Source organism: Paraburkholderia xenovorans LB400, assembly GCF_000013645.1.
Lineage (GTDB): Bacteria > Pseudomonadota > Gammaproteobacteria > Burkholderiales > Burkholderiaceae > Paraburkholderia > Paraburkholderia xenovorans.
Genome location: NC_007951.1, coordinates 686,469 through 708,869, shown reverse-complemented (window position 1 = coordinate 708,869; position 22,401 = coordinate 686,469). Strand labels below are relative to the sequence as shown.

16 protein-coding genes are annotated in these 22,401 nt (G+C 61.1%); 5 read left to right on the top strand and 11 right to left on the bottom strand.

Translation table 11 applies throughout. The features are described 5' to 3' along the window. Positions 1-81: 81 nt before the first annotated feature. From moaA to BXE_RS03050, 6 genes are all read right to left on the bottom strand, one after another. A complete protein-coding gene (gene moaA / locus BXE_RS03075) occupies positions 82-1,152 on the bottom strand; it encodes a GTP 3',8-cyclase MoaA (RefSeq protein WP_011486971.1) in 1,071 nt (356 codons plus the stop codon). 274 nt (positions 1,153-1,426) lie between these two features. Continuing rightward, positions 1,427-2,338 carry a bestrophin family protein gene (locus BXE_RS03070; protein ID WP_011486970.1) on the bottom strand — a complete coding sequence of 304 codons (912 nt, stop codon included), beginning with the start codon at positions 2,336-2,338 and terminating at the stop codon, positions 1,427-1,429. A 37-nt stretch (positions 2,339-2,375) separates the two neighbouring features. Next, positions 2,376-3,383, bottom strand: coding sequence for a cytochrome d ubiquinol oxidase subunit II (gene cydB, locus BXE_RS03065; protein WP_007179036.1), 1,008 nt, complete (start codon positions 3,381-3,383; stop codon positions 2,376-2,378). Between the two features lie 4 nt (positions 3,384-3,387). After that, on the bottom strand, positions 3,388-4,776 hold the full coding sequence (locus tag BXE_RS03060) for a cytochrome ubiquinol oxidase subunit I (RefSeq protein WP_011486969.1): 1,389 nt from the start codon (positions 4,774-4,776) through the stop codon (positions 3,388-3,390). Positions 4,777-4,820: 44 nt separating this feature from the next. Further along, the gene (locus BXE_RS03055) at positions 4,821-7,103 is read right to left on the bottom strand and encodes an FdhF/YdeP family oxidoreductase (RefSeq protein ID WP_011486968.1); all 2,283 of its coding nucleotides are present in this window, start codon (positions 7,101-7,103) and stop codon (positions 4,821-4,823) included. A gap of 184 nt (positions 7,104-7,287) precedes the next feature. Beyond that, a complete protein-coding gene (locus BXE_RS03050; RefSeq protein ID WP_011486967.1) occupies positions 7,288-7,668 on the bottom strand; it encodes a TraR/DksA family transcriptional regulator in 381 nt (126 codons plus the stop codon). A gap of 182 nt (positions 7,669-7,850) precedes the next feature. On the opposite strand from BXE_RS03050, the gene BXE_RS03045 reads away from it, so the two are divergent. The 3 genes from BXE_RS03045 (at position 7,851) to BXE_RS03035 (ending at position 10,271) form a co-directional block, all read left to right on the top strand. After that, positions 7,851-8,198, top strand: a complete 348-nt coding sequence (locus BXE_RS03045) for a DUF6566 family protein (protein WP_232064095.1) — start codon at positions 7,851-7,853, stop codon at positions 8,196-8,198. A 260-nt stretch (positions 8,199-8,458) separates the two neighbouring features. Next, the gene (locus BXE_RS03040) at positions 8,459-9,067 is read left to right on the top strand and encodes a hypothetical protein (protein WP_011486965.1); all 609 of its coding nucleotides are present in this window, start codon (positions 8,459-8,461) and stop codon (positions 9,065-9,067) included. 79 nt (positions 9,068-9,146) lie between these two features. Further along, positions 9,147-10,271, top strand: coding sequence for a hypothetical protein (locus BXE_RS03035; RefSeq protein ID WP_011486964.1), 1,125 nt, complete (start codon positions 9,147-9,149; stop codon positions 10,269-10,271). A gap of 56 nt (positions 10,272-10,327) precedes the next feature. Here the strand turns inward: BXE_RS03035 and BXE_RS03030 are convergent, their stop codons facing one another. Then, positions 10,328-11,401 (bottom strand): glycosyltransferase family 4 protein, encoded by a 1,074-nt coding sequence (locus BXE_RS03030; protein WP_038456930.1) that lies wholly within the window; start codon positions 11,399-11,401, stop codon positions 10,328-10,330. Then, positions 11,401-12,654, bottom strand: coding sequence for an oligosaccharide flippase family protein (locus BXE_RS03025; RefSeq protein WP_035517622.1), 1,254 nt, complete (start codon positions 12,652-12,654; stop codon positions 11,401-11,403). Before BXE_RS03025 ends, BXE_RS03030 begins: the two co-directional genes overlap by 1 nt. A 341-nt stretch (positions 12,655-12,995) precedes the next feature. Here BXE_RS03025 and BXE_RS03020 point away from each other — a divergent pair, with 341 nt between their 5' ends. Further along, positions 12,996-14,186 carry a glycosyltransferase gene (locus BXE_RS03020; protein ID WP_407668612.1) on the top strand — a complete coding sequence of 397 codons (1,191 nt, stop codon included), beginning with the start codon at positions 12,996-12,998 and terminating at the stop codon, positions 14,184-14,186. Between the two features lie 136 nt (positions 14,187-14,322). Here the strand turns inward: BXE_RS03020 and BXE_RS03015 are convergent, their stop codons facing one another. The 3 genes from BXE_RS03015 to BXE_RS03005 all read right to left on the bottom strand — a co-directional run bounded on the left by BXE_RS03015 (position 14,323) and on the right by BXE_RS03005 (position 19,669). Continuing rightward, entirely contained in the window at positions 14,323-15,450 is a 1,128-nt protein-coding gene (locus tag BXE_RS03015; RefSeq protein ID WP_233518834.1) for a hypothetical protein, read from the bottom strand. A gap of 83 nt (positions 15,451-15,533) precedes the next feature. Next, the gene (locus BXE_RS03010) at positions 15,534-17,888 is read right to left on the bottom strand and encodes a polysaccharide biosynthesis tyrosine autokinase (RefSeq protein ID WP_011486959.1); all 2,355 of its coding nucleotides are present in this window, start codon (positions 17,886-17,888) and stop codon (positions 15,534-15,536) included. Positions 17,889-18,217: 329 nt separating this feature from the next. Next, positions 18,218-19,669 carry a glycosyl hydrolase gene (locus BXE_RS03005; RefSeq protein WP_011486958.1) on the bottom strand — a complete coding sequence of 484 codons (1,452 nt, stop codon included), beginning with the start codon at positions 19,667-19,669 and terminating at the stop codon, positions 18,218-18,220. Between the two features lie 859 nt (positions 19,670-20,528). Between BXE_RS03005 and BXE_RS03000 the strand changes: the two genes are divergently transcribed. Next, a complete protein-coding gene (locus BXE_RS03000; RefSeq protein WP_233518835.1) occupies positions 20,529-22,355 on the top strand; it encodes a beta-glucosidase in 1,827 nt (608 codons plus the stop codon). Positions 22,356-22,401: the final 46 nt, after the last annotated feature.

Below are 22,401 nucleotides of genomic sequence, written 5' to 3'. Positions count from 1 at the left end.
GTATGCCGGCCGTCGCCGCCCGCGCTTTCATGGCGGCTCTGCACGTTGTGCCCGGCGTCCTTCACAAAGACCGACGAAGCCTCAACCGCCGACCAGCGACATGCGCACCGTCGGATAGACTTTTCCCGATGCCGGCTTGCGCTGTGTCGAGCGTAGCTCCGAGTAGCGATCGTCGCGTTGCGTCCAGCGGCTGCGCACACGCTCCGCCAGTTGGCCGGCAGTGGCGGTGTCGGTAAGCCAGGGCCTGAGATCCGTGCCATGTGTGGCGAACAGACAGGAATAAAGCTGACCGTCGGCGGATACGCGGGCGCGCGAACAGGACCCGCAGAACGGTTGCGACACGCTCGCTATGAATCCGACTTCGCCCGCGCCGTCGGCATGGAGATAATTGACGGCGGTGCCGCTCTGCTCACGAACGACGACGGGCACCAGAGGAAACTCCGATTCGACGATCCCGCGTATCTCGCGGGCGGTCATTACCTTCGTGTTCGACCAGCCGCCCGCGCCGCCCACGTCCATATATTCGATGAAACGCACCGCTACGCCGGTGCCTCTGAACTGCCGCACGAGCGGCAGGATCTGACTCTCGTTCACGCCCCGCTCGATCACTGAATTGACCTTGATCGGTTCGAGTCCCACTGCGCGCGCTGCCTCGATCCCATCCAGTATTCGTGCAACGGACATGTCGACGTCACTCATCCGGCGAAACACGGCGTCCTCCACAGCGTCGAGGCTCACGGTCACCCGACCGAGGCCGGCGTCGCGCAGCGAGCGCGCCTTCGCGGCGAGCAGCGAGCCGTTGGTCGTCAATGCGAGTTCGACCGGCTTGCCGCTCGCAGTCGTCAGTTTCGCGAGCTGTTCGATCAGGGATTCGAGCCCGCGCCGCAGGAGCGGCTCGCCGCCGGTGATGCGGATCTTCTCCACACCGAGAAGCGTGAACGCTTTCGCGAGCTTGAGAATCTGTTCGAACGACATGCGTTCCGAAGACGCCAGGAACGGATAGTCCGCGCCGAAAGTTTCTCGCGGCATGCAGTACGTACAGCGGAAATTGCATTGATCGATGACGGACAGACGCAGATCCCGCAGCGGACGACCGAGCTTGTCGAACGTGGACACAACCCCGCCGGCGGTTACGCCAAAGCGGGATGCCATATCAGCGGCTACTGGCAGGTCGATGATGGTCACGGTCTATCCGGAAGTGGGCAGCGTGCGGCGGGATACGAAACGGTGGCGGTCAACCTGGCTGACAGCACGCGCCGCCAGCCCATGATCGACCTGCGGGCAGGATAGTGCGCGGGCGCTGTGTAGGGGACGCACAGTCTGCGCGGAATTCCAGGAGTACAGTTTGTGCGCCGCGTCTGGTGTCATCGGGTGTCGTCCGGTGCAACAGCGAAGCGGACCGACAGGATGCGTCGATGAAGACAACTCACGTCAGCTGATACGGGCGCACCGGCACGACCTCATCGGGCAGCTCGCAGCCACATAGTTCGAGAATCGATCGTTCGATATTGCGGGTCATTGCGTCGAGCGCCAGTGCATTCGGCGCGACGGTAAACGGCTCAGCCACTTCGCTGGCAATCGCTTCGAGCGCGATCAGCGTATAGGAAATGAAAACGCAAAGAAGCGGCGTGAAAAACTCCGTCGAGTCGACGAGACCGAATGGCAGTAAAACGCAATAGGCATAGACGGTGCGGTGAAGCAACACACTGTAGGCAAACGGAATCGGCGTGGAGGCGATCCGCTCGCATCCGCCAATGGTCTTTCCCAATTCGTTGACCTGCGCATCGAACATCCACAGCTTGGTCTCCGACACCACGGCCCGGACCTGCAGATCGGCAAAGTCGCGCCGAAGCTCATTGAGAAGCGCGGCCGGTTTGTAACAGGCGTGCTGCAACGCCTCGGTTCGGGTGCGGCCGAGAAAGCGGATGAGATCGGGATTCGGATCGGTCCCGCGCAATTGATGCTTGAGCGCGTACACACACGCAATCAATCCATGAGCCATTCGAATCCTGTCTTCGCCGCGCGGGACATAGCACAGCATCTGCGAGGTCAGCGCGCGTGCCGAGATCAGAAGGCTGCCCCAGAGATGACGCGCCTCGTTGAAGCGCTCGTAACTTGCGTTGTTGCGGAACGCAAGGAAGATCGCCAGAGCGAGGCCGAATAAGGTAAAGGGCGCCGTATTGAGCGGAATCTTCGCGCCGAAAATACGCCCCTGTGTCAGAACGGCGAGACTGCTGACAATCGCCATGAAGATCAGCTGGGGAATGATCGACTGCAACACGGAACCGTTCCAGACAAACAGCAGCCGGAACCAGTTTTGCCCTGGCCTCACAATCATGATGTGCTCTTGTAATCACCCGACTGCGCCGTCACCCTCAATGGTAGCCGGCGTCCCCTTCCCTCACCTTGCCGCGGAACACGCGATACTGCATGACGTTGTAGACAAGAATGACCGGCAGCACGATCACCGTGCCGACCAGCGTAAACAGCTGGCTCGAATGACTCGACGACGCTTCCCAGATCGTCAGGGAAGGCGGAACGATGTTCGGCCAGATGCTGATGAGCAGACCGCTGTAGCCGAGAAAGCATAGCGCGAGCGTGAGAAGGAAAGGCGTCGCTTCGTGCCGCAACCGCAGCGAGCGGAAGATGCCCCACACGCATACGATCACGAGAACCGGCACCGGCAGGAACCAGCCGAGATTGCCGCTGCCGAACCAGCGATGTGCGACTGCCGGCAAGCCGATCACCGTCCATAGACTCACGACGGCCATGACGCCGAGCAGAACGCTCACGAGCGGGCGCATCACCTCGCGCATCTTGCGTTGCAATTCACCATCCGTCTTCAGGATGAGCCAGCCGCAGCCGAGCGCCGCATAGGTGGTGAGCACACCGATTCCGCAGAACAGGCTGAACGGCGAGAGCCAGTCGAACGGGCCGCCGGCGAAACGGCCGTCGACGATCCGGATGCCTTGCAGCAGCGACCCCAGCACGATGCCCTGGCAAAGCCCCGCGAGCGCGGAACCGCCCATGAAGGCGAGGTCCCACGCATGCTGGGTCCTGACTGCCTTGCCGCGCAGTTCGAAGGCCGCTCCGCGGAAGATCAGGCCCACCACCATCAGGATGAGCGGGAGATAGTTAGCCGGCAGCAGTGTCGAATAGACCACCGGAAACGCCCCGTAAAGCCCGGCGCCGCCGAGCACGAGAAACGTCTCGTTGCCGTCCCAGACCGGCGCGATGGTATTGAGCATCACCTGCCGGTCGCCTTTCTCCTCGAAGAACGGAAACAGCAGGCCAATGCCGAGATCGAAACCGTCCAGCATCACGTAGATGAAGACGCCGAGTCCGATGATCGCGGCCCATACGACAGGAAGATCGATCTGCATGGCGTCACTCCCCTTCCAGTGCATCCAGCGGGCGATTGCGCAGGACCGGATGCCTGCGTGAATCACGGCGCTCGACATGCTCTTCCGGTCCGCGCTTCATCATTTTCATCATGTAGTAGAAGCCCATGCCGAATACCAGGAAGTACACCATCACGAAGATCAGCAATGAAACGCCCGCTTGCTGGGAACCGATCGGCGACACAGAGTCCGCTGTGCGCAGAACGCCGTACACCGTCCAGGGTTGACGGCCGACTTCCGTGGTTATCCACCCGGCCAGCAACGCCACGATTCCCGAAGGCCCCATGCACAGAACGAAACGCTGAAACCACCGCGTCTCGTAGAGGCGGCCGCGCACTCTGAGCACGAGGCCGAGCAGCGTGGTCAATAGCATCAGCATGCCCAGACCCGCCATGATCCGGAACGTCCAGAACACGATCGGCGAATACGGGCGGTCCTGCGGGGGAAATTCCTTCAGGCCGCGAATTTCTCCGTCCCAGCTGTGCGTCAGGATAAGGCTGCCCAGATGCGGCACTTGCAGCGTATATCGCGTCACTTCCGCATCCATGTCGGGCAGACCGACCAGGTTCAGCGCCGTGCCGCCCTTCTCGGTTTCCCACAACCCTTCGATCGCGGCGATCTTGGCCGGCTGATATTCGCGTGTGTTCAGACCATGCGCATCGCCGACGAAGATCTGTATCGGCGTGAGGAAAAGCAGAATCCATAGCGCCATCGAAAAACTACGCGTGACGGGTTTGTCGCGCCGCCCCTGCAACAGATGCCACGCGCCGCAAGCGGCAACGATGAAGCCCGCCACGATGAACGCGGCAATGGTCATATGCGCGAGGCGATACGGAAACGATGGATTGAAAATCACCTTCATCCAGTCAACCGGCACGATACGGCCACCCTCGATAGCGAATCCTTGCGGCGTCTGCATGAAGCTGTTCGACGCGAGAATCCAGAAAGTGGAAATCAGCGTGCCCACCGCGACCATGAGCGTGGCGAAGAAATGCGCGCGCGGCGTGACCCGTTCCCAGCCGAACAGCATGACGCCGAGAAAGCCGGCTTCGAGAAAGAACGCCGTCAGCACTTCATAGGTCAGGAGCGGTCCCGTGATATTGCCGGCCACACTGGAAAAACCGCTCCAGTTAGTGCCGAACTCGTAGGCCATCACCACGCCCGAGACCACCCCCATGCCGAAGCCGACCGCAAAGATCTTCGACCAGAACAGGAACATGTCCTTGTAGGCGACGTCGCCGGTCAGCAGCCAGCGCCATTCCAGCACGGCGAGGAAGCTGGCCATGCCGATGCTGATGGCGGGGAAAATAATATGAAACGAAACCGTGAATGCAAACTGCAACCTGGCAAGGTGGAATGCATCGAAGATTTCCATAATGGGTGAACGGCTCCAGGTGATAGCGGCGTTTGTGCGGAAAATCAGGTTTCCGCTGAGCGCATGACATGAACCGGAACAGACTTGTACGAAGGCGTGCCGCTCTCCTTGTCGATGAAGTCGAGTGGCACCAGCACGTTGGCTTCCGGATAATAGGCCGCCACCGAACCCGGCGCGATGTTGTACGCGATTGCAGTAATCTTCTTCAGGCGAAGCTGCCTGCCGGCCAGAACGGTTTCGATGTCGACCAGATCACCATGTTCGAGTCCGCGTTCGGCCAGATCGTCCTCGTTCATGAACAGCACGTCGCGCCGGCCGAACACACCCCGGTAACGATCGTCCAGCGCGTAGATGGTGGTGTTGTACTGGTCGTGGCTGCGGATCGTGATGAGACGCAGCACATTGTCGGCGCCGAGCACGTCGGCGTCTTCCCTGACGCCGCCGTACACCGAGAACATCGCTTTTCCCGACGGCGTGGGCCACGCGCGCTCCGTCGGCGGAAGCGGCATACGGAATCCTCCCGGCACCCGGATTCGTGCATTGAATGCTTCGAATCCCGGCACGGTTTGCTCGATCAGATCGCGGATCCTGTCGTAGTCGGCCACCAGTTCCGACCATGCGACCTTGCTGTTCGGCAACGCGGCCGTGGCGATACCCGCGATGATCGCCGGCTCGGATCGCAGGTGCTCTGAAGCAGGTTTCAGCTTGCCCGAGGAAGCGTGGACCATCGACATCGAATCTTCAACGGTGATGGATTGCCGGCCGTTTGCCTGTATGTCGAGTTCCGTGCGGCCGAGCACGGGCAGCACATACGTTTCTTTCGCCACAAGCAGGTGAGAACGGTTGAGCTTGGTGCCGAGGTGAACGCTCAGATCGAGCTTGCTCATGGCGGGAAACGACTGCCCGGAGTCCGGCAACGCCACAGCGAAGTTGCCGCCGAGACAGATCAGCACCCTGGCCGTGCCGGCGATCATCGCCTGCATTGCCTGGACCGCGTCGTGTCCGTGCGCCGCGGGTGGCTTGAACCCGAGCACGTTCTCGATCTGCTTGAGGAAGGCTTCGGAAGGCTTTTCGGTAATGCCGACGGTCCGGTTGCCCTGCACGTTCGAATGTCCGCGCAACGGACAGATGCCCGCGCCCGGTTTGCCGATATTGCCGCGCAGTAACAGCAGATCGGCAATCAGCCGGACATTGGCGGTGCCCTTGTTATGCTGGGTCACGCCCATTCCGTAAGTGACGATCGTCGCGTTCGATTTCGCATAGGCAATGGCGACCTCTTCGAGATCTTCACGGGTCAGCCCGCTCGCCTTTTCGATGTCGTCCCATGAGGTCGCTTCCAGATCCGCCGCGAACGCTTCGAAACCCTGGGTATGTGTCGCGATGAACTCGTGGTCGAGGACGGTTTTTCCCTGCTCCGCGTCCATCACGAGAAGCGCCTTCATGATGCCTTTGAGGGCGGCCGCGTCTCCGCCGGCATCGACCTGAAAATAGGTCGACGCGATGCGGGTCGAGCCGAAGGTCGCCATTTCAACCACGCTCTGCGGATCGGCGAAGCGTTCGAGCGCGCGCTCGCGCAGCGGATTGAACACGATGATCGGCACATTGCGCCGCGAGCATTCGTGCAGCGTGCCCATCATCCGGGGGTGGTTCGTGCCGGGATTGTGACCGATCGAGAGGATGAGCTCGGTCGAGTCGAAGTCGTCCAGCGACACCGTGCCTTTGCCGATCCCGATCGACTGCGGCAGGCCGACGCTGGTCGGCTCGTGGCACATGTTCGAGCAGTCGGGGAAATTGTTCGTGCCGTATTCCCGCGCGAGCAACTGGAACAGGTACGCGGCTTCGTTCGACGCCCTGCCTGATGTGTAGAACTCGGCCTCGTCGGGAGAGGACAAGCCGCGCAGCACTTCACCGATCCGGGCGAAGGCGTCCTCCCATTCCACTGCCCGGAACTTGTCGGTGGCGCGGTCGTAGACGAGAGGATGTGTCAGCCGGCCGAGATCCTCCAGTTCGAAATCCGAGCGTTGCAGCAGCGAGGACACCGTGTTGTTTTCGAAAAACTCCGGTCCCACGCGCCTGGTGGTCGCTTCCCATGTCACCGCTTTGGCGCCGTTTTCGCAGAACTGGAAAGTGGACTTGTGCTCCTTGTCCGGCCACGCGCAACCCGGACAATCGAACCCATCGGGCTGATTGGTCCGCATCAGCGTAATCGGCGCCTCGATGTTCTCCATCTGCGTGCGAACGGCCTGAGCCGTCGCCCGCAGCGCGCCCCAACCGCCGGCCGGACCGTCATACGGCCGGATTCCCGGAACTTCGCGTCGCGTGGTCATAGGAGACTCCATGAACTGCTTCAGGGGCCCTGGAGGCTGACTCGAAGGGGCTTACGCCACCCACGGCGCAAGGCCCCACAATTGCGCCAATGCCATTCTATGAACGGATCATAAAGAAGGAAATATTGATTTTTCCGATGACAGGCATTGGCGACTGCGGCCGCGAGGCGTCACGGAGAAGCGCTCACTTGCCGGTCTCGCGGCGGCTCTGCTCCTCAACGGTGAAGATCGCCTCCGGCGTGGCTTCGAGCCGCGCTTTTGGAATCGGCAGACCGCTCTCGTCGGACAGACCGTAGGTGCCCTGCTCGATCTTCTGCAATGCGCGCTGAATGTCCGCAATGCGATGCTCGTTCACGTCACGCAACGCCTGGCTGACCTCCTTCTGTGCCATTGTCTGCGCTTCGTCCTCGTACTCCTCGGCTTCGTCGCCACGCTCCCCCTGAGCCGCCTGCTCCTCGGAGAGCGTGTTCTCCTCTCCGCCCAGCACTTCCCGGCGAAGCGCCTCGAGACGCTCGCGCTGTTGCGCGATGAACTCCCCACTCAACTCACTCTGTTGCTGCGCCATGATTTTCCCCCTTGCGTGGATTCGCTTGACACGCGGTAGCGTGAAGCCCGGTATCGCCGATCCCTCTCACCGGCCATACCCGTATATCATGCCTCACCGCGCCGAAACCAGGCTGAATATCCTGCTGTCGGGGGTGATGGAATTACGGCATGATGGGCTCTTGCGGGAAGCAGCCGCGCCGAATGCCGATCACGAACGCTGCAAAGGAGAAAACGATGCCGACATGCACTGTTTCTTATGGCGAGTTTGAGATCGTCGTACGGCCCGAACCCAACGAGCGCGGCGCGTGGGTTGCCAGCGTAAGCATCAGTCGAGGTGCCGGAACGCCGGTCTATGACCGTCCCATGACAACCCAACCGGAATGGCTGACTGAAGAGGAAGCCGTCAGGGACGGGGTGGAATGGGGCTATCAGTTCATCGATCGTGAATTGATCGCGCGACGGCCTCAATCCTCCGTTGCCGAACGCTCTCGCGCGGAACACTGGTTCCGCGACGTCGAGCAATCGGGCCGCGCCAAGCCCAATCCATAGATCGCGCAGGAAAGCAGCATCGCCCAGGGATACCCCTGACTTTTCCGCCACTTCACAGCCGTCTGGCTTGATTCGACTGCAGGATGGCGGTTTCGCGCGCTATCCAGTGTATTGCGTCGACAATACACGGTGTTACGCTCGGGAAAGCAGCCTTCGCGGCAGTGAGCCGCCGTTCAGCGGCAGAATCAGCAGCTATCAAGAACATACCGCGAAGCGCGATTGCCTACGAGAGGCGAAACATCGCTGCGGGAGCGACTGCGATGCAAATCAAAACATATACCGTACTGACGCTAGTGGTGTTTAGCAGTGCTGCCTTCGCATGGCAGCCGCTTACCTATCCGATTCGAAGTCAAAGCCCTTATCAGCGCAGCATCGATACCGCGATGTGCTATGCGACTGCCAACAGGCAGACCAAGGTCAACATCGCCCGGGAACCACAGACTCCGCCGCGCAAGCCGGCTGCCGCCAAAACGTCGTCGACCGGCGTGCCGTCACGGCCGCCGTTGCCTTCCAGCACCTTCTCGAGCACGCCGATCGGCGCGAGCATGCCGGCCGCAGCCGAAGCGCCGGGTGCAAGCGCGCCCGCCGCAACCACGGCGGCGGCGGCCAGAGGCGCCGCCGCGCCCAAAGCGGCGAGCGCGACTCAGGCAGGCACCACGACTACGGCCACGGCTACGGCCGCCACGGGTGCATCCGCAACCAGCGCGGACAACGGCGCCTCGGAAACGGCGGCTGCGAGCGCGGCACAGGTAGCGGCGGCATCCGGCGTGAAGCTGCCGCCGCTGCCGGCACCGGAGCCGCCAATGACACAGTATTGGGCCGCGTATGGCGCGTGCATGCAGGCGCGGGGTTACGTCGTCGCACAGTAACCCTGCTTGCAAGCCTCGTTGCGGTGCCCTGTTTTTCTGATTGTGGCGCCGGCATTCGACGCCCTTTAGCGACACGGCGATGCTTAGCGACTTGACCTCCGATCAGCACGACTCACCCCGATGCGGGCACTGCGGTGTCCCGCTAGCCGGTCGCTTCACGCCCTGTCCTTCGTGTCATCAGCGGCCGGTCGATGCACCTCGCGCCCATGCGGCGCCGCGTCCTTCCCTGAAAGTCCCGTTAAACGAGCCACTGAACGATCCACAATCGCTGGTCGACAGCCGGCTGCCGGCGCGCAAGCTATGGGATCCGTCCTCGCGCGCGCTGGTCAACTCCTATGAGTTCGTCGAGGAACCCGCCGTCGCCGTGTCCGCCTATCAGCGACTGCGCCAGCCCCTCGTGGTCGCCGCGTCGGCGCTGACGGTGACATCCGCGGTGTACCTGGGGTTCATCCATAGCAACGACTCGAAAGTCGGCACACCTATCGCGGTCTCCGGCAAGGTGCAGACACAGAATGCCGCGCCGCTTGCCGTCGTTCCCCAGCAGCCCGCGGCGGCTGTTACCCAGCGATCCGCAACCGCAATTCCTCAGAAATCCATAACGATTCTGGCGCAGACGCCGGCCGCCGCCGTGCCGCAAAAGCCCGCGGCCATCGTGGTCGCGCAGAAGCCCGCGAGCGGCGCCGCCATCCGGAGCGCGCCAGTGCGTTCGCCGCCGGCTCCGCCAGCCGCCGCCACGCCGCCGCTTTCGCGCCGCGTCGCCTCCGTCGAGCCCGATGCGAAACGCAATCCGGGCGGCCAGTCAGGCAAACCGCCGGACAAACCGCGCGCGGACGTGTCCCGGCATCTCAGAGCCGCGCGTGCCGATCTGCAGCAGAACAATCTGTCGGCGACCAGAGTGCGGCTTGCGGCGGCGATTTCCGTGCAACCCGACAATCGCGACGCGTTGAATATGCGCGCAACACTGAACGCACGCGAACAGCAGCGCGATGCGCTGCTGAGCCTGGCGCGCGGCTGCGGATATATCGCGCGCTGGAACTGCGTGTCGCACAATGCCGGCACCGCGCTGCAGATCGATTCGAGCAGCAAGGAAGCCCAGCGCCTCGTGATGCTCGCGCAACACGAAGCCCAACTCCAGATTCCACCGCCTGTGGAGCCCGCACCCGAGCCCGCACCCGACATGCGCGACCTGAACAGCCATCATTGATGATGATGCAGTGGCCTTGCGGCCCGGCCGCGAGCCGAAGGTGTGTTCGATGCGCGCTAACGGGCCGGCACGGCGAGACTCACCTGCCGTGCAATCGCGCGATAACGGTCGGCGGTATCCCTGAGCGTCAGCCCGGTCAGCGAGCGTTGCGCCCGCTCCTGCCCCAGCGCTGCGATCACTGCCTCGGCATAGCACTGCACATTGTCGGTATCGATCAGCTGGACACCGGGAAAGCCGTTCGCGAAGGCGAAGGCCGGAATCTTGCTCGCCACGATCGGCACGCCGGAGGCGAGCGCCTCCAGAAAAGCCACACTGTGCGCCTCGGATTGCGACGGCATGACGAAAACGTTCGACTCCGATAGCACCGTGGCGACATCGGTGCGCGGGCCGGCTACCACGACGCGCTCCGCAATGCCCAGTTCCTTCGCCAGCGCGACGACCGCGCGCTGATAGTCGGGATCTTCGACCACGCCGTACAACACCAGACGCGCGTCTTTCCCCTTCATGAGCACTTCACTGAAAGCCCGCACCGTCGCCAGTTGATTCTTCACGGCCGCGTATCGGCCAATCTGCACCACTTGCGGCGTGCGGCCGTCGCGCTCCACGCCGTCGGTAAACGAAAAGCGCGCGAGGTCCACGCCGTTCGGCACCACGGTCATTGAAGGATGCGGCCCGATGGCCTGCACATAGTCCGTCACGCCCTGCTCCGACACGCCGATCACCACGCGGGCGCGTCCCGAGAGAATATGTTCGATGCGTCTGAACAGCGGGCGCTCGAAATCGTTGGTCGCCGAATGCATGACATAGACCACCGGCACGCGCAGCGGCAACGCGCGCGCGTAAAACGACGGAATGGTCGCATGCGCGAAAATCACATCCGGACGAAAGCGCCGCACCGCGCCGAACAGATGGCACAACTTGACCAGCGCGCGATGCCGCCGCCGCGGAAACACGCACTGCACGCCGTGGCGCTGCAAGTCGTCCTGTAAGGGTGCGAACTCGGCATGCGCCGGCAACAGCGACGCCACGCACACCGCCATGCCCTCGGCGCACTGATCGAGCGCGAGGTCCTTGGCGAGGACTTCGGCGCCCGACAACCGCGGCGCCAGGACCAGATGAAAGACGCGCATCATGAGGTCCTTGCCGTCAGCGTTCGGAACAGCATCCACGCGGCGGCGCAGCCAAGGCCGAGCGTCATGGACCAGGCAATGCCGGTCACGCCCCAGAAGTGAACCGCGGGAGGCGCGCTCAACAGCAACACCACGACCTGAATCGCCGAGGCGTGCACGGTCGCCTTCGCGTCGCCCACCGCGCGCAGATAAGCCACCAGTACCGCGATCAACGCGCCGATCGCCATGTTGATCACGAGGATTCTGAAGAGCGGCACCGCCGGCAGCCACGCCGCGCCGAGAATCAGCGAGAACAGCGGCTCGGCGATCAGCCTGAGCAACGCGACGAAAGCAGTGAGCCCGATCGCGATCACCAGCAGGTAAATCTTGATGACACGCGAGGCCGCCTGCGGATTGCGCCGGTAATGCGCGGCGAAAGTGGGGAACAGGTATTGCGACATGGCGATCGCAGCATCCGCGAGCAGCATCTGCGCGAGCCGCGACGACATCTGATAGCTACCCAGTTGCGCCGGCCCGAGCAGCTTGCCGACCACCACCTTGTCGAACTGGTTAAGCAGCAGATTGATCACGCTGCTTGCCCAGATCCAGCGGCTGAAGCCGACGTAGTGGCCGATGCCCGACCACACGGCGCGGATCGGCGGGCGCGGTTTCATGGTCGCCCAGGTCAGCGTGCTTTTCAGGCTTTCACCGGCCACGAGGCCGATCAGCACCGAGGCCGCGCCAGCGCCGAAATACGCGAGCACGAGCCCGACCGCGCAATCGACGAACGCCGCCGCCACTTCCACTCCGGCGATGTGCTGGAAACGCCGCTCGCGCTGCACCACGTAATAAGCGGGCGACGCCAGGCCGCGCAGCAACGGCAGCAGCGCCGCGAGCTGGATCAGCACCAGCGAGCCGTTCAGATGGAACTGGCTACTCAACAAAGGAGCGAGCGCGACCAGCAGCAGCGAGATGAGCACGCCGCGCGCCGTCAATGTCGTCCACACCGCACCGAGTTGCGAGCGCGACGGCGGGTGTTCGCCCTGAATGACCGCCTGCGCGAGTCCGGTATCGGAGAGCGCCTCGGCAATCGCCACCGCGAGCAAAGCCACGCTCACGCTGCCGATCGCCGCCGGCCCGAGCATCCGGCCGATCGCCAGAAATTTGATCGCTACAAGTCCACGCACGGCGAACTGTTGCAGCAGGACCCACGTCGCCGCGCTCGCGCCGAAGCTGCCCGCCATCGAGAACGCCGGAAGCCTGATCGCCCGCAAGCTGTTTCTCCGTCGAATCGCAGCGCCGTTGACCCGGCCACGCACAGCGATTTCACGCATCGCTGCGAACGCCGCCGGCGCATAATCAGTTAGGTTGCACCAGCAAGCTGGCGAAGTTTTTCATCGAATTCCAAGCACGACCTTACCGCGAGAGAATCGCTAACAACCGCCATCAGCTAGGCCGGTTCAGCCGAAGCCGGCGCCCCCTAGTACGTTTACCCACAAAGCGGGTCAAATTAGTGGTTCCACGGATTCCGGCAGTGCTAACGTTGCTCAGCCAGGGCCGTGCGGGCACCGGCGCCCGGGCACTTTTTCACACAACGCAAATGGCTGCCGACGCGATGGAACAAGACTATGTCCTGATTGTGGAACCGAATCTCACCGGCCACCGCTGGCGATATGTCGAGTGGACCATGCAGGCCTGCGCGGAGGCCGGCTATCCGTGCATGCTCGTGACCGAATGCGCGAATGAAGATCACCGGCTCGCGCGGCAGATCACCGCCGCCAACCGCCCGGACCAGCAGATCGCCTTCGTCGATCCCGAGGAGCGGCCGCGCAACCGCCTGCGCGAACCCAACGAATACTGGCGTTTCCACCGCTATTTCAGGCGCGTGTACACGATCATCAGCCGCATGCAGGCAATCCGGCTCGTGGTGGTGCCCTATGTCGATTACTTCTTTTACTCGCTGCCGTTTCTCGGCTCGCCGTTCGGCGACACGCCGTGGATCGGCATCACGATGCGCGCGACGTTCCATCATCACAAGGTCGGCATCAAGGCGCCCGATCGTCCGTTCGTCAACGCGATCAAGGCGCAGCTCTTCAAGCGCGCAATCCGCACCACCGGCCTGCGCACGCTGCTGACGATCGACCCCACATTGCCGGAATGGGCGGCGCGCAGTACGTCGAAACACAGCGCGGCCATTGCCTATGTGGCCGATCCCTTTCCCGACGAACAGGCGGAAAATCCCGCACTGGCCCGCCAGCGTCTGGGGCTGGATCCCGATCAGCGCTATCTGCTGGTGTACGGCGCAATCACGGAACGCAAGGGCATCTACGAACTGGTGCATGCGCTCACGCGTCTCGACCATGCGCCTACGCTGATCGTCGCCGGCGAACAGGACGCGGGCACGCGCCACTTCATGCGCAATCACGTGCGCAGTCTCAAGCCCGCGCCGCTGATACTCGACGCCTTCATTTCCAACGACACCGAGCGCGATCTGTTCTCCGCGTGCGACGCGGTCTGGCTCGGCTATAAGGGGCACTACGGCATGAGCGGCGTGCTGGTGCAGGCGTACCGCTTCGGCAAGCCTGTCATCGCGACGGAAGACGGTTTGATCGGCTGGTTCAGCCGGCGTTGCGAACTGGGGCCGATCCTGAGCGACCTGAGCTCCGCGTCGATCGGCCGTGCGATCACCGAGACGATGACTTCATGGCCGCACGCGCCGCAAGCCGCGCCGTCCGCACGCGACGACCTGCTATCGCGCCATACGCTCGGCCAGTTCAAGCAGACGCTGCTGCAGCAGATGGCCTGATTACGCAGCGGCGGGCTTTCCAGAAAAACGCGAGGTGTCCATCAATACGATGGACGCCTCGGCTATGGGGCGCCGGTCGGTGCCCGGCTACGCGCGTGACCACCGCGTTCCACCAATGCATTCCGACCCGGCCAATCTAGGTCTTGCAATACCCCGGGAGCGGCTGATAGTGATGCGCAGATTTCACCCGCTGCGCGCTGTATTCAACGAATCGAGGCCAATAGCAGATCAGATACGCAAGTGGAATAAAAGAGGTAACGGTAGTGACGCTTACGGTAGCGCTGATGAACAGAAATATCATCATGACGAAACCGTCGCTTGCGGTAAAAGCGATGACCGCAAAAACGACCAGCGCGCTGAAGATTCCCAATTCCGCTATCGTGCCGGGAAGGCCGCCGAACAGCGCACCGAGCGACATATCGTCCTGGATTAAACGAATGTAGGGCAGGTACTTGTAGTGCGCCATCATGTCCTGTGCAGTAATACCCTTGACGATATCTTCCAGCCGCGCATCGAACATGAACGCGTAGCCGGCTAGCCGATGGGCAAATGTGTCCGAGCCGAAGAAATCATTGTGTGCAAGGTAGACCGAGATCGCTGAAACCACTACGTAGTAGGCGATCATGACTACCAGCGGATGGACCTGGCGCAATCTGTCACGGAACGGATAGAGCGCGGCGAAAAGGAAAAGCACCATCGACGACTTCGAGAAGCTGATGAAGAGGCCGAACAGGTAAAGAGCGATGAGTTTTTTATTGGGCGAATCGCTGAAAAGATGCAGGATAAGGGAAGCCACCAGCAGCGAAGAGAAGAACCCCGCCTCGCGCGAAAATCCGGACACGCGCGTAAAGTAGAACACCTCGTAGAAGTTCGTGTTGGTCATCGTCGCATAGTCACCCCAGATCAACGTCGAAAGGTTCGTTGGTCCGAGCTGGATCGAGAAATCCCGATTGATGTAGTACATCGCGAACTGCACGGTCGCAAACAGGATGTTGATCACCATCCATGTATGGAGATAACCGATGCGGCGCTCTGTCGTATACATCAGGTAGCCAATGCAGATGCCGATCGACAGGATCCGCACGGCGGAGGAAGGAGAAGTCAATGCACTCGCGATTACCGCGATCAGCAACGGACCAGCCCAGCGACGCGCCGTGCTCGCGAGGAAGCGGGAAAAATCCGGATCGAGAAACGGGATCACGAGGTAGAAATAAAGCGTGATTCCGTTCACCTGCGGATTGAGAATCACGCAGGTAAAGAACATGTAGAACAGCAGGGATACCAGTCTGGGGTACATTGTTTTCTCAAAGCAGGGACGCACGACAGCCGGCCGGTGGCCGGCAGCGATTACGAGGCGCCATGCTGTTGCTGGGGTGGGACGCTCGCTGCGGAATAGGCAGCCGCATAGCCGTAGCTGCGCTTCTCGCTGCGCCGTCGCGGCATCGCGTTGAATATCATGCCGACCAGACGGGCGCCGGCGCGATCGAGACGTTGCGCGGCCTCCTCCAGCTCCCGGTCGCTCTGGGCATCCGGACGCACCACGAGCACAGTCGATCCTGCAAGAGAGGCGATCAGGTTTGCATCACTCACCGCCAGCACGGGCGGAGTGTCGACAATGACCACGTCATACAATTCGCCAAGTCGCTCGAGTAGCTGTTGCATGCGCGATGTCGAGAGCAGCTGCGACGGATTGGACGGATAGCGCCCAGCAGCGATGAACGAAAGTCCATGAACATCTGTGTTTCGAATGACGTGGTCGACATCGATCCGGCCAGTCAGAACTTCGGAGAGACCGCCCGCACCGGTCTGCTTCATTATCGCGGCCAGTTGGCCCCGGCGCATATCGCCGTCGATCAGCAACACCCGTTTGCCGGCCTCGGCGCTGAGCACGGCCAGATTCGACGAGATAAAGCTCTTTCCCGTGCCGGGCGTCGCGCCCGTTACCACGAGCACGTTATTGGCCGCGTCCTGAATCTGCCGTTGCAAGGTCGCGCGTATACCGCGCAAAGCCTCAAGCGGTATGTCGTCGTACCCGTCAGTGGCGAGCAGGAAGCGGCCGCCGGCCAACATACTGTCTTGAGGAGTAACGCCGCTATAGGTCAATCTGAGCGCCGATCCTGTTGCGCTTGCGGCCACTGTCTGCTGCACCTTACCGGAAAGCCCTTTTTTCGCCAGCTGCGAGTTCGAATTCTGCACGCGGTCAAGGCGCGCCTGCTCGTCACTGAACAATACGTGACCAAAGACGGGCAGGTTCAGATGGCGCTCGGCCACGATCGAGTTCCCAAGCGCGGACGACGACAGGCGCCGGATAAAGACGTACAGGATCGCCAGGATCAGACCGCCAGCGGCGCCCACGGCTATCACCAGCGGTCGCTTCGGCTTCACAGGGTCTACGGGCAACAGGGCGGTGTCGATGATATGTACGTTCCCCAGCGTTCCGGCCTGCGTCACCGCCAGTTCGTTGGATTTGTTGACCATCGCTACATAGATATCCTCGGCGACCTTGACGTTGCGCGTGAGGTCAGCCGACCGTCGCTCGGACGCGGGTAATTGATCAAAGCGCGCCTCGAAAGCGCTCTTGGCATTTTCAAGGAGCTGGAGCTGGTTATCGATGGCCTGCACGTCGCGCGAGTTCGCTGCAAAGTGACTTTCCAAACCGGCTTTCTGCACCTTGAGCATTGCGATCTGACGGTCAAACTCAATGCTGCCCTGGAGATAGGACGCGGCTTCGGTACTCGCCTGCATCGAGCTCGATGCAGTTCTGAACTGACTCAGTTCGGCTTCTGCCTGCGTCAGGTTAGCGTGAAGCTGCGGCAACTCGCCCACGATAAATTCGCGAGTGGTCAGCGCTTCGGCGCGATGCTGCGCGATATGAGAAGCGATATAGCCTTGGGCAATGCCGTTGGCGATTGCGCGAGCCAGTTCCGGATCGGGATTCTCGTAGATGATTTGCACGACCCCGGTGTCCTTACCCGACTCGCTGACTTTCAACTGATGCTGAAAACGCTCGATTGCCTTGACATCGCTAAAGCGCACGAGCGTGAATTCCGTTCCGGGGCGCGCGATGAGGCGATCCATCGTGAGCGCCACGCCGTTGGCCTGGGTCGGTACGCCAGGTGCGCCCGTTAGCAGGGTTCGCCCTTTTGGATCGGTGAGCCTGTAGTGTCCGCCGGGCAGAACGGTCAACGTGAGTGATTCGTCTTCGAGCCAGGCCGGCACGGTCAATGAACCGACGGACGCTTCCTCTCCGCCCCAAGCGAAAGAGCCCAGACCGAAGGGTGCCGCCATCGGCGTTCCCGGCGCGGCGAATTGGCTGATGAGCGCGCCGATAACCGGGATGCGATTCGGCGTAATCGAGATGTCCTGCCTGAATTTACTGATCACCGGCGCAATCACGCTCCGGCTCTGAATGATCTGAATCTCCGCTTCGGTGGGCAGCGTGGGCGGCACGACCTGCTCCTGCGCCTTCGACGCTTCACCAAGCGCATTAGGCTGAGGAAAATCAACTTTCACCAACGCATCCGCGGAATAAATGGGAGTGGCCACGAATGCGTACAGCGCGGCCGCTCCTGTTACCACGGCGACAATGCCAATCACCAGCCATACATTGTCCACAACATGCCGCGCCAGTTCGCCGATGGAAAACGCATCTACGTTGTTCCGTAGCATAACCGGCGGAGTACGGGAAACACTCGAATTCATACGACGGACTCCTTGTCTATTAGAACCAGAGCGAACCACTGGCGGCAAATCCTCTCCGCCCGGCGCGCCTCGCTTGGCGCATCGGATTGCATGAGGCATCCGTCATGCTTGCGTGAGGATCGTGGGCTCGCTAGTGGCCCGGCGGGGCGGTCCGGTCTCGCCTTACAGATTGCGGCGCCGCAGCGACATCGTCTGTGCTATACCGCACAAGACTCCAAGATCGGGCCGCGCACGCTTGCGGCCAAAAGAGACAGCCCGCGGCCTGTAGAAAGCGCGCGGGCTACGTAGGGGAAAGGCTGCCGCGCCAAATACCGGCGCGATGGATCGGGTTAGACGGGATTGGCGGCCACGAATTTCTTGAAGGCGGAATAGGACGGATTTTTCGTGACGCCGTCTGCCTGCAGGAGACCGAAGTCCGGATCGATCAGACAGTACATCTGAACAGACTGAATGTTGTATTGATCCTTTAGGGATCGATACTCCGTCAATGCAGTGGTTACGTAGCTCGCCTGTTGCGCCGGCGTAACCTGGCTGCCTTGCCAGCCCCACTCAGTCAACCAGATCGGTACGTTAAAGGAGTCCTTCAGAATTTGCAGCACATTCACACAGGCGTTGTTTCGCCATCCGCAAATGATATCGCCCGAGCTCTGGTACCAGTGGAAAGTCGTGTAATCCCAGCGGATCGGCGCTGCACCGGAGACACCGTTGACCGAGCCATCGGGCGTGATGCCGCTCCATAGCATCTGCAAGGCGCGATAGGCGAGCGGGACACCAACGTTGACGCCGCACTGGATAGTCGGGTCGATGGCCTTCACGCCGTCGATCATGCCCCGAATGACTCCGCGGAATGCCGGCCAGATCGCGGGGCTGTAGTTGTTCGTGTTGCTGCCGTCGCCGTTCGTAATCAGGCCATCCGAGTCGAGTTCGTTACCGCACTCGATGTACTTGACGAGGCCCTTCAGCGGCTTGGCGATCGAGGCCCCCAGGTTGTAGCCCAACGTGTATGCGGCCGATTCCGAACCATACTGGTTATAGCTGGTCGACCAGGCGTTGATACACGGCATGATGGCCACGCCGCTGCCGGCGAACGCCCCGGTCAACGCGTTAGCGACGGTCTGAGCCATGCCTGCATCTGCCACGTCGACACGATAGTTCGTGACACCGAGATCCTTGAGCAACGCCAGTTGGGCAGCCGCCGACATGGTGTGATAAATGCCGTCGGGCCATGCAAGGTGCCCATTCATACCGTAGAACAGTGCGCCCGAAGTCGACCCGGAAGCCGCCCGGGTGACGTTGACCGTGATGGTCTGCGTGGTCTTGGTGCCGCCGGCTTGTCCCGCCGGAACTGAAAATGCGACGACATCGATCTGGCGCGAGCCCGCAGCCAATTTAGTCGTATCAAGCTGGATTGCAAATTTGCCGCCGCTCGGCGTCGTGTCGGCGCCAATCTTGGCAACGGTTGCGTGGTCGTAGACGGCCACATTGCGCCAGTTGCTGCCGGCGGTGCCGCTCACTGTGATGGTCCCGGATACAGTCGCATTGGCCGCGGGGGCCGTTACGGTGAATCCGCTCGACCCGGCCTTATTGGCCACAGTAGCATCATTGGCCACGGCCGCCGGGGAGTCGCCGCCTCCACCGCCGCATGCGGAAAGTGCGATCGTTCCGGCGCCCGCGACGAGACCGGCGAGGAATTTCCTTCGAGGGACAGATGCGGCAGGGTCTGACGAGTAGAGGGAATGCGGAAGAACTTGCTGTTTTTTTGGTCGGTTAGCGAAGGTCATGAGTATAAGTTACGCAGGACGGGAAAGGGATCGCAGTATATGTGCCGACCTTTTTCGTATGTTGTAACCGGATGTAAAACTGGAACGATAAGGCGAACTTTCTCCATACTTATCCGAACGAGCAAATATCCGCATTACGCGGAGCATAAAAGAGGAGCATGTGTTCGGCACCGTACATACAAATGTTGCGTTTCAACAGCGAGAAATTTTATTTGTTCATTAATTATTAGTTTTCACGGCCTCTTTTTTATGCTTTAGCAGGACGGAAGTCCCTGTTGTGCCTTTTGTCCAGCAACCCGCCCCTTATAAAACCCCGATTGCCAAGGTCATTTATTCATACGAATAGTCAGCGCGTTTTTATTCGTATGAATAATGATTTGGTAATCCGCCAATATAAGAATTCCGACCCTTAAAGCGACAACTACCGGCCTTACTCTATGAAAAATCATTCCGACTGATCTAATCGACGCGACTACGGCTTCACCTGAAAACAATTGGATTTTCTTCAGCCGCGTAATTCGCTGCCCATAAGCCGCCGCGCAATCTCTTCTGGTCGTAGGAAACCGCGCGAACCCGTGCGGATTTCGAAGTGCGCCCCAGCACCGAGAACGGACATATGTACTCAAACGTACCGAAGACGCGAGACCAGCAAGGCACGCTTCATTGAGGTGTCCGCGTCCGACGCTGAGCGGCAGGCATCGCATCCCGCAAGTTTTTCGAAGGTGACATGTGCTAGCTAGGCCCGCGCGACTGCGCGGTAAACAGCTATCGCGTTGTTAGCTCTGTTGAACTGAAGCGCTGCAGCGAAAGTTGTCGAAAGTTCGATTTCGTACTGACAAGCAGCCGCGTGGCCCCTATCGTGGCTCTGCTTGCCGCCAGGGAATGCCGGGTTCTGCGCCGCTTCCCGCCTCCGGCGCTTGCAGCCACCCGCTTCTCTCTGCTCACCGAACTCCCTGAGCCATTCATAATCGATTCAACGAGGATTGGTACGATGCTCATGATTCATCGCGGCCGAAGCTGCTTATTCCAATCACGCCTATCTGGACGGGCTGCGCGGTCTGCACTGGTTGTGCTTCTGGCGTTCTCGAGCGGATCGTACGCACAGGTCAAACTGCAATTGGTCAATGCGCCGGGCTCGCAAGTCACACCAGCGAGCGGAAAGAAGGTACTGCGGTTTGAGGTCCTGCCACCGGACATCCCACGCGCAACGAAAATAACGGTCGGCGTCTATCCCTATGACAGCGACGGAAAGGTGTTGCCGACGCGACTCGCCTCGTATGAAAACACCATCGGCCGCATGCAGGACGACAAGGCGTTCAACGTTGCCGTAACCATTCCCCGTATGGGATTGTTCCGCATCGAAGCAACCTTGAAATCACCGGACGGGGAAACGCTCGATAAAACGACGAGCACGCTGGCTATCGTGACGAAACGTACGGAGCTCGGGCCTCCCGATTTCGGTGTCGGCACCCATTTCGGTCAGGACGGCACACCACCGCCCTCGGTATTGTTGCCGCTCGTAAAGCAGGCTGGATTCTCGTGGATTCGGGACGACATCTACTGGGATACCGTCGAGAAAAAAGCGGGTGTTTTTGTCTTTCCCAAGAGGTATGACGCCTATCTTGCCTTGTCCAAACAGCTCGGCATTTCGCCTTTAGTCGTTCTCGACGAGGGTAATCCGCGCGCCTACCCGAAACTTTTTTCAAAGTCGAATTTCCCACTGTCCCCCGAGGCCCGTGCGCGATTCGCTGATTACGTCGATGCCGTTGTAGCCCGCTATGGAGACAACGCTGTCACTGCTCCCTACGGCGGCGCGGTTCAATATTGGGAAGTGTGGAATGAGCCGGACTTCAGCAAAATCAGCTACGCCGACTATGCCGCACTGTTATGGGAAACGTTCGGCGCCATCAAGGATGTCAATCCCGCTGCATCGGTCATCGCCTGCGGCGGTGGTGGCGCGGGCGGCGGCCCCGGCGGCGACTGCGTTGTCGGACTGATCAAGGAAGGGGCGTTGAACGACCAGAGCGGATTTAGCATACACCCCTACATGTCGCCTCATACGCCGGAAAAGGGGTACAAAACCGAAGGCGCACCCATCGACTTCGTGAACATTCCGACGGTGTGGCCTTATCTGCGCGACTTCACGGCCGATCACATGAAAACGGACGGCCGACCCCTGCAGGTCTGGGTGACGGAAATGGGCTGGCCTGTGAATCCCAAAGAGCCGGGGCAAGACGAGGCCACTCAAGCGGCCAATCTGGTGCGCAGCTATCTGTTATCACGGCGCTACGGCACGGTTCGCGTTCTGTTCTGGTATGACTTCGTCGACGACGGCACCGACCTCGATAACATCGAACATAATTTCGGCTTGCTGCATCACGACCTGACACCCAAACCTGCATTCGTTGCGGCGTCGGTATTGAGCAGCACGGTGGGCAAACGTGCCTGGGCAAAGGCGCTGGTCGATGATGAGAGCGTCAAGGCCTATCAATACGGCACCGATGATCCGGTTTTCGTTGGCTGGACCGTCGACGGCAGCCAACGTGTTGCATCGATAAGCCTGCCGCCTGGAGAATATATTCAGCGTGACTGGCAAGGTGTCGACACGCCTGTCACGATTACCGCCCAGAATTTCCGCTGGCGAGTGGGTCCGGTTCCCCGTTACCTCATGCCGGCACGACGGTAGCGGAACCCCGCGCCGGCCGCAGCGCCGATTGGCTGTCACCGGCCGC

What these genes read in the sequence shown, in the direction of transcription:
- BXE_RS03005 (WP_011486958.1), bottom strand. Translation starts at nt 19,669, where the DNA reads ATGACCTTCGCTAACCGACCAAAAAAACAGCAAGTTCTTCCGCATTCC.
- BXE_RS03015 (WP_233518834.1), bottom strand. Translation starts at nt 15,450, where the DNA reads ATGTTCTTTACCTGCGTGATTCTCAATCCGCAGGTGAACGGAATCACG.
- BXE_RS03055 (WP_011486968.1), bottom strand. Translation starts at nt 7,103, where the DNA reads ATGACCACGCGACGCGAAGTTCCGGGAATCCGGCCGTATGACGGTCCG.
- BXE_RS03045 (WP_232064095.1), top strand. Translation starts at nt 7,851, where the DNA reads ATGCCGATCACGAACGCTGCAAAGGAGAAAACGATGCCGACATGCACT.
- moaA (WP_011486971.1), bottom strand. Translation starts at nt 1,152, where the DNA reads ATGGCATCCCGCTTTGGCGTAACCGCCGGCGGGGTTGTGTCCACGTTC.
- BXE_RS03040 (WP_011486965.1), top strand. Translation starts at nt 8,459, where the DNA reads ATGCAAATCAAAACATATACCGTACTGACGCTAGTGGTGTTTAGCAGT.
- cydB (WP_007179036.1), bottom strand. Translation starts at nt 3,383, where the DNA reads ATGCAGATCGATCTTCCTGTCGTATGGGCCGCGATCATCGGACTCGGC.
- BXE_RS03020 (WP_407668612.1), top strand. Translation starts at nt 12,996, where the DNA reads ATGGAACAAGACTATGTCCTGATTGTGGAACCGAATCTCACCGGCCAC.
- BXE_RS03050 (WP_011486967.1), bottom strand. Translation starts at nt 7,668, where the DNA reads ATGGCGCAGCAACAGAGTGAGTTGAGTGGGGAGTTCATCGCGCAACAG.
- BXE_RS03030 (WP_038456930.1), bottom strand. Translation starts at nt 11,401, where the DNA reads ATGCGCGTCTTTCATCTGGTCCTGGCGCCGCGGTTGTCGGGCGCCGAA.
- BXE_RS03060 (WP_011486969.1), bottom strand. Translation starts at nt 4,776, where the DNA reads ATGGAAATCTTCGATGCATTCCACCTTGCCAGGTTGCAGTTTGCATTC.
- BXE_RS03010 (WP_011486959.1), bottom strand. Translation starts at nt 17,888, where the DNA reads ATGAATTCGAGTGTTTCCCGTACTCCGCCGGTTATGCTACGGAACAAC.
- BXE_RS03070 (WP_011486970.1), bottom strand. Translation starts at nt 2,338, where the DNA reads ATGATTGTGAGGCCAGGGCAAAACTGGTTCCGGCTGCTGTTTGTCTGG.
- BXE_RS03035 (WP_011486964.1), top strand. Translation starts at nt 9,147, where the DNA reads ATGCTTAGCGACTTGACCTCCGATCAGCACGACTCACCCCGATGCGGG.